This is a genomic window from Mesorhizobium sp. M7A.F.Ca.US.006.04.2.1, from assembly GCF_004022915.1.
Lineage (GTDB): Bacteria > Pseudomonadota > Alphaproteobacteria > Rhizobiales > Rhizobiaceae > Mesorhizobium > Mesorhizobium ciceri.
In genome coordinates this window covers 1-6,158 of sequence record NZ_RZQA01000343.1, presented here as the reverse complement: position 1 = coordinate 6,158, position 6,158 = coordinate 1, and the positions used below count along the sequence as shown (strand labels likewise).

Here is a 6,158-nt window from a genome sequence, read left to right as displayed (position 1 = left end):
GTCATCAACTCTATCCTGACGGCGATCCCCGCGGGGCGGCGCTGCTGTCGGTGATCGAGGTTGACGGCACACTATCGTCGCTGCGCGACGCTGCCTTTGCGGCGACCGGCGCGCTTCCCAACATCGACTTTGGGCTGGCCGCGCTGACGCGCAGCCTAGGCTTGCCGCGCGATGCACCGTTCCGCCTGTTCGCGCTCGCACGCAGCGTCGGCTGGGCCGCGCACACGGTCGAACAGATAACAAGCGGAAGTGTCATCCGGCCGCGCGGCCGCTATGAGGGCGTGCTGGTGTAAGGCCGCAAGAACGCCAGGCGCTCAGGACATCGTGTCGAGCTTGCGCTGCATGGCCGCGATCTGGTCCTTCAGTTCCTGAAGATCGTCGGGCTTGTCAGGCGTTTCCTTCCTGGCCGGCTCGGGCGACGTCGCAGCGGCTGGCGCGGAGCCAGCGGGCGGGAACGGCGTGAACAGCCGCATCGCATTCTGGAACATTTCCATGTTGCGGCGCGTCTGTTCCTCCAGCGCCTTGATCGGCGTGGTGATCTTCATCATGTCGAGCGGCGACTTGCCGAGCGCCCCCTTCATCTGCTCGCGAAAACGCTCCTGCTCCTTGGAAAAGGCAAGCATCGACTGTTCGAGGAAGCTCGGGACGATCATCTGCATCTGGTCACCGTAATAAGCGATGAGCTGGCGCAGGAACGGGATCGGCAGCATGTTCTGCCCGTCCTTGTTCTCCAGTTCGAAGATGATCTGGGTCAACACCGGATGCGTGATGTCGTCGCCGGTCTTGGCGTCCTGGACGGTGAACTCCTCGCCCTTCTTGACCATCTCGGCGAGGTCCTCGAGCGTCACATAGGTGCTGGTGCCGGTGTTGTAGAGGCGGCGATTGGCGTATTTCTTGATGATGATCGGATCGTCTTTAGCGGCCATCTACATCCTCCCGGGGACACCGGCGCGCCTCTGAGTAAGCCGCCGATAACGATTGTGCCTTTTTTGAGGATATGCGCAAAAGCCTCACAATTCCAAGCAGTTTGTGCAGTGCGGGATCACTAAATGCTGCATGGCAGGCAAAATATGCTGCGCAGCAATGGACGAATGGCCGCCATGGCAAGGCATGGCCTGCTTGCGGCGCATGGGCGCCATGCCCATTTCCGGTTTGACTTGGGGTTGGGAAAGGGCAAGAAAAGTCCCCAACGACAGAGCAACACCCTTGAAGTCTGGAGAAGAAAATGTCCGCTTCCATCGTCATTGCCAGTGCGGCGCGCACGCCGGTCGGCTCCTTCAACGGCGCTTTCGCCGCCACCCCGGCGCATGAGCTCGGCGCCGTCGTCATCACGGAATTGCTGTCGCGTGCCGGCGTCGAACCAGGCGAGGTCGACGAGGTCATCCTCGGCCAGGTGCTGACCGCCGCGCAAGGCCAGAACCCGGCCCGCCAGGCATCGATCAATGCCGGCCTGCCCAAGGAAACCACCGCCTGGGGCCTCAATCAGGTTTGCGGCTCGGGCCTGCGCGCCATCGCGCTCGGCATGCAGCAGATCGCCATCGGCGATGCCAAGGTGATCGTCGCCGGAGGCCAGGAATCGATGTCGCTTTCGACGCATGCCCAGCACCTGCGCGCCGGCGTCAAGATGGGCGACTTCAAGCTGATCGACACCATGATCAAGGACGGGCTGTGGGACGCCTTCAACGGTTACCACATGGGCAACACAGCCGAAAACGTCGCGCGTCAGTTCCAGATCACCCGCGAAGACCAGGACCAGTTCGCGCTCGCCTCGCAAAACAAGGCCGAGGCCGCGCAGAAGGCCGGCAAGTTCAAGGACGAGATCGTCGCCGTCACCATCAAGGGCAAGAAGGGCGACACCATCGTCGACCAGGACGAATACATCCGCCACGGCGCCACGATCGACGCCATGACCAAGCTGAAACCGGCTTTCGACAAGGACGGCACGGTAACCGCCGCCAACGCCTCCGGCATCAATGACGGCGCCGCCGGCGCGCTGCTGATGAGCGAAGCGGAAGCGGTGAGGCGCGGCATCACCCCGCTGGCGCGCATCGTGTCCTGGGCAACCGCCGGCGTCGATCCGCAGATCATGGGCACCGGACCCATTCCCGCCTCGCGCAAGGCCTTGGAGAAGGCCGGCTGGTCGGTCGGCGATCTCGACCTGGTCGAGGCCAACGAAGCCTTTGCGGCGCAGGCCTGCGCCGTCAACAAGGACATGGGCTGGGATCCCTCGATCGTCAACGTCAATGGCGGCGCCATCGCCATCGGCCATCCGATCGGTGCGTCCGGCGCTCGCGTCTTCAACACGCTGGTCTTCGAAATGCGCCGGCGCGGCGCCAAGAAGGGTCTCGCTACCCTGTGCATCGGCGGCGGCATGGGCGTCGCCATGTGTGTCGAAGCACTCTGAAGAAAGTCACTAAAAGGGCGGCGTGCATGCATGTCGCCCAAAAGCGCGCAGCGGTTTTGGGAACACCGACATGCATAAAACCAAACATCTGAAGCGCATCGCCTGAATCTACCTCAGCGCGACGCGCTTTAGCCGCCCGTTCTGTATCCAGTGCCTGCCAAGCCCGACAACAGGGCGATATCAAAAAAGGGGAAATGCATGACCAAGGTAGCAATCGTCACAGGCGGATCGCGCGGCATCGGCGCGGCGATCTCGATCGCATTGAAGACCGTCGGCTATTCGGTTGCGGCGAACTATGCCGGCAATGACGCCGCAGCGGCGAAATTCAAGGCTGAGACCGGCATTCCGGTCTACAAATGGTCGGTCGCCGACTATGATGCCTGCGCCGCCGGCATCAAGCAGGTCGAGGCCGATCTCGGCCCGGTCTCGGTGCTGGTCAACAATGCCGGCATCACCCGCGACGCCATGTTCCACAAGATCACGCGCGAGCAGTGGAAAGAGGTCATCGACACCAACCTGTCCGGCGTCTTCAACATGACGCATCCGCTGTGGAGCGGGATGCGCGACCGCAAGTTCGGCCGCATCATCACCATCTCCTCGATCAACGGCCAGAAGGGCCAGGCCGGCCAGGTCAACTATTCCGCCGCCAAGGCCGGCGATATCGGTTTCAGCAAGGCTCTCGCCCAAGAGGGGGCGCGCGCCGGCATCACGGTCAACGTCATCTGTCCCGGCTATATCGCCACCGAGATGGTCAAGGCGATCGACGAGAAGGTGCTCAACGAGCGCATCATTCCCCAGATTCCTGTCGGCCGCCTCGGTGAGCCCGAGGAAATCGCGCGCTGCGTCGTCTTCCTCGCATCCGAAGATGCCGGCTTCATCACCGGCTCGACCATCACGGCCAATGGCGGCCAGTATTTCGCCTGACGACGGCGATGTAGGCGCAGAGATCGGCGGGCCGGCGCGCCGGCCCGTTTTTCGTTGGCGCCATGGTCCTTCGAAGTGACAGCACGGCTGCTGACCCAATCCGGCACGCAGAGGTTAACAGCGGCCCGGCCGGCCTGTGCGAAACCTGCTTCCAAGCCTGTGGATTCTCGGTGGATAAGCTGTTCACAACACAAGATATTGGGGTGAACAAAACGGGAAAATTCCGCTATCGCTGATTCGTCGCCGATTCGTTCCGGCTTTGAGCTGAACGTTAACGACGACAGCCGGAATCGCCTGCCAATTGCTTAACGCGGATTAAGAAAGATCAACAATTTCATAACCTTGGTCGAGGCATGCCAAGCCACTGTGATCGTTTATCGACAAAGGTTAATGGCAATGCCCTCTTAGCACGAAACGGGCCAGTTCAGCGATTCAGCATGTGGTGCGTGTCGCGGCCGCGAAATCCACATATAGCCGTGAACAAAAGCTGAATCTGCAGGAGTCACTGATTCGTCGCCGATTCGTTCCAGACTCGTTCTATCCGTTAATCCGCATCTGATTGAGAGCTTGACAGAACCACCTTCTGGCTGCCGACGGAACATTCCGCTTTCGCTTCGCGCCCGAAATCCCTATGTGTCGCCTGTCATACGCGCCCATTTGAGGCACGCTCCCGACAACCAGAGGCCAGAAGCCTTATCTCCAGGTCCCGGAAGCCTTATTCTAGGTTGATGAACATCCAGCCCAAACACACTGAGCCGCTGATCCTGTCGGGCCGCGACGTGACCGCCGTGCTCGGGCCGACCAACACCGGCAAGACCCATCTCGCCATCGAGCGCATGGTGGCGCATGAGAGTGGAATCATCGGCCTGCCGCTCAGGCTTCTGGCGCGCGAGGTCTACGCCCGCGTCTGCGAAAAGGTCGGCGCCCACAAGGTTGCGCTGATTACCGGCGAGGAAAAGATCCAGCCACCGGGCGCCAAATATTCGGTCTGCACCGTCGAGGCCATGCCGCGCGAGACCGACGCCGCCTTCGTCGCCATCGACGAGGTGCAGCTCGCCGGCGACCTCGAGCGCGGCCACATCTTCACCGATCGCATCCTGCACCTGCGCGGCCGCCAGGAAACGCTGCTGCTGGGCGCCGCCACCATGCAAAGTATCCTGCAGCGCCTGCTGAGGGGTGTCTCGGTGGTGACGCGGCCGAGGCTGTCGCATCTTGCCTATGCCGGCTCCAAGAAGCTGACCCGCCTGCCGCGGCGCACGGCGATCGTCGCCTTTTCCGCCGACGAGGTCTACGCCATCGCCGAGTTGATCCGCCGCCAGCAGGGCGGTGCCGCCGTCGTGCTCGGCGCGCTCTCGCCGCGCACCCGCAACGCCCAGGTGGCGCTGTTCCAGTCCGGCGATGTCGACTACCTCATCGCCACCGATGCCATCGGCATGGGTCTCAACCTCGATCTCGACCACGTCGCCTTCGCCCAGAATCGCAAGTTCGACGGCTTCCAGTACCGCAATCTGACGGCGGCCGAGCTTGGCCAGATCGCCGGCCGCGCCGGCCGGCATCTGCGCGACGGCACGTTCGGTGTCACCGGCCAGGTCGACCCGCTGGACGAGGATCTGATCAAGAAGATCGAAGGCCACGACTTCGACCCGGTGAAGGTGCTGCAATGGCGCACCGCACATTTCGACTTTGCCAGCCTCGACGCGCTGAAGCGCTCGATCGAAACCAACGCCCCGGTCGAGGGACTGACACGGGCATTGCCTGCCGTCGATGCACAGGCGCTCGAGCATCTGTCGCGCGACGAGGACATCCGCGCACTCACCACCAATGCCAAGCGCGTGGCGCTGCTGTGGGAAGCCTGCGCGCTGCCCGACTACCGCAGGATCGCGCCGGCCCAGCATGCCGACCTCATTGCCTCGATCTACACGGACCTCGCACGCCACGGCCATGTCGACGAGAATTACATGGCCGAGCAGGTGCGCCGCGCCGACACAACAGAGGGCGACATTGATACGCTCTCGCATCGCATTGCCCAGATCCGCACCTGGACATTCGTGTCGAACCGGCCCGGCTGGCTGGCCGATCAGGCACACTGGCAGGAAAAGACGCGCGAAATCGAAGACAGATTGTCGGATGCGCTGCATGAGCGGTTGACGAAACGCTTCGTAGACCGCAGGACTTCCGTCCTCATGCGGCGCCTTAGAGAAAATACCATGCCTGAAGCCGAAATTAGTTCTACCGGAACCGTCCTTGTCGAAGGCCACCATGTCGGCGAGCTGCAAGGGTTCCGCTTCACCGCCGACCAGACCGCCGGCGGCGAAGACGCCAAGGCGGTGCGCACCGCTGCCCAGAAGGCGCTGGCCGCCGAGTTCGAGGCGCGCGCCGAACGCTTCGGCGCCTCGGCCAATGGCGATATCGCGCTCGGGTCGGATGGCACGCTGCGCTGGATCGGTGCGCCGATCGGCACGCTTGTATCAGGCGAAGACGCGCTGAAGCCGCGGCTGGTGCTGCTGGCCGACGAACAGCTGACCGGCCCGGCGCGCGACAAGGTCGCCGCGCGTGCCGAGCGTTTCGTCAATTTCCAGATCGAGTCGCTGCTGAAGCCGCTGGTCGACTTGAAAAACGCCGACCAGATTTCCGGCATCGGCCGTGGCATCGCCTTCCAGCTGGTCGAGAATTTCGGCCTCATCAACCGCCGCGACATCGCTGAGGAGATGAAGTCGCTCGACCAGGAAGGCCGCGCAGCCCTTCGCCGGCTTGGCGTGCGCTTCGGCGCCTACCATGTCTTCGTGCCGGCGCTGATCAAGCCGGCGAAGGGCTGCGCGGCCTTCCTGGT

General features: G+C 63.0%; 6 protein-coding genes. 4 read left to right on the top strand and 2 right to left on the bottom strand.

All coding sequences use genetic code 11. From position 1 onward, the window contains the following. On the top strand, positions 1–293 hold a 293-nt coding region (locus tag EN925_RS18830; protein WP_281040651.1), incomplete at its 5' end, for a citrate/2-methylcitrate synthase. Positions 294–314: 21 nt separating this feature from the next. Here EN925_RS18830 and phaR read toward each other — a convergent pair. Then, positions 315–926, bottom strand: coding sequence for a polyhydroxyalkanoate synthesis repressor PhaR (gene phaR, locus EN925_RS18825; RefSeq protein ID WP_063169186.1), 612 nt, complete (start codon positions 924–926; stop codon positions 315–317). Between the two features lie 84 nt (positions 927–1,010). Next, positions 1,011–1,139 (bottom strand): hypothetical protein, encoded by a 129-nt coding sequence (locus EN925_RS41505; RefSeq protein WP_255337222.1) that lies wholly within the window; start codon positions 1,137–1,139, stop codon positions 1,011–1,013. An 86-nt stretch (positions 1,140–1,225) separates the two neighbouring features. Between EN925_RS41505 and EN925_RS18820 the strand changes: the two genes are divergently transcribed. The 3 genes from EN925_RS18820 to EN925_RS18810 all read left to right on the top strand — a co-directional run. Then, positions 1,226–2,404 (top strand): acetyl-CoA C-acetyltransferase, encoded by a 1,179-nt coding sequence (locus tag EN925_RS18820; RefSeq protein ID WP_024502944.1) that lies wholly within the window; start codon positions 1,226–1,228, stop codon positions 2,402–2,404. A 198-nt stretch (positions 2,405–2,602) separates the two neighbouring features. Then, complete coding sequence (phbB, locus tag EN925_RS18815) at positions 2,603–3,328, top strand: acetoacetyl-CoA reductase (protein ID WP_013529183.1); 726 nt, start codon at positions 2,603–2,605, stop codon at positions 3,326–3,328. Between the two features lie 728 nt (positions 3,329–4,056). Continuing rightward, a partial coding sequence (locus EN925_RS18810) for a helicase-related protein (protein WP_281040650.1) occupies positions 4,057–6,158 on the top strand: 2,102 nt, incomplete at its 3' end.

Coding starts and splice junctions, on each gene's coding strand:
- phaR (WP_063169186.1), bottom strand. CDS start 926: ATGGCCGCTAAAGACGATCCGATCATCATCAAGAAATACGCCAATCGC.
- EN925_RS41505 (WP_255337222.1), bottom strand. CDS start 1,139: ATGGCGCCCATGCGCCGCAAGCAGGCCATGCCTTGCCATGGCGGCCAT.
- EN925_RS18820 (WP_024502944.1), top strand. CDS start 1,226: ATGTCCGCTTCCATCGTCATTGCCAGTGCGGCGCGCACGCCGGTCGGC.
- phbB (WP_013529183.1), top strand. CDS start 2,603: ATGACCAAGGTAGCAATCGTCACAGGCGGATCGCGCGGCATCGGCGCG.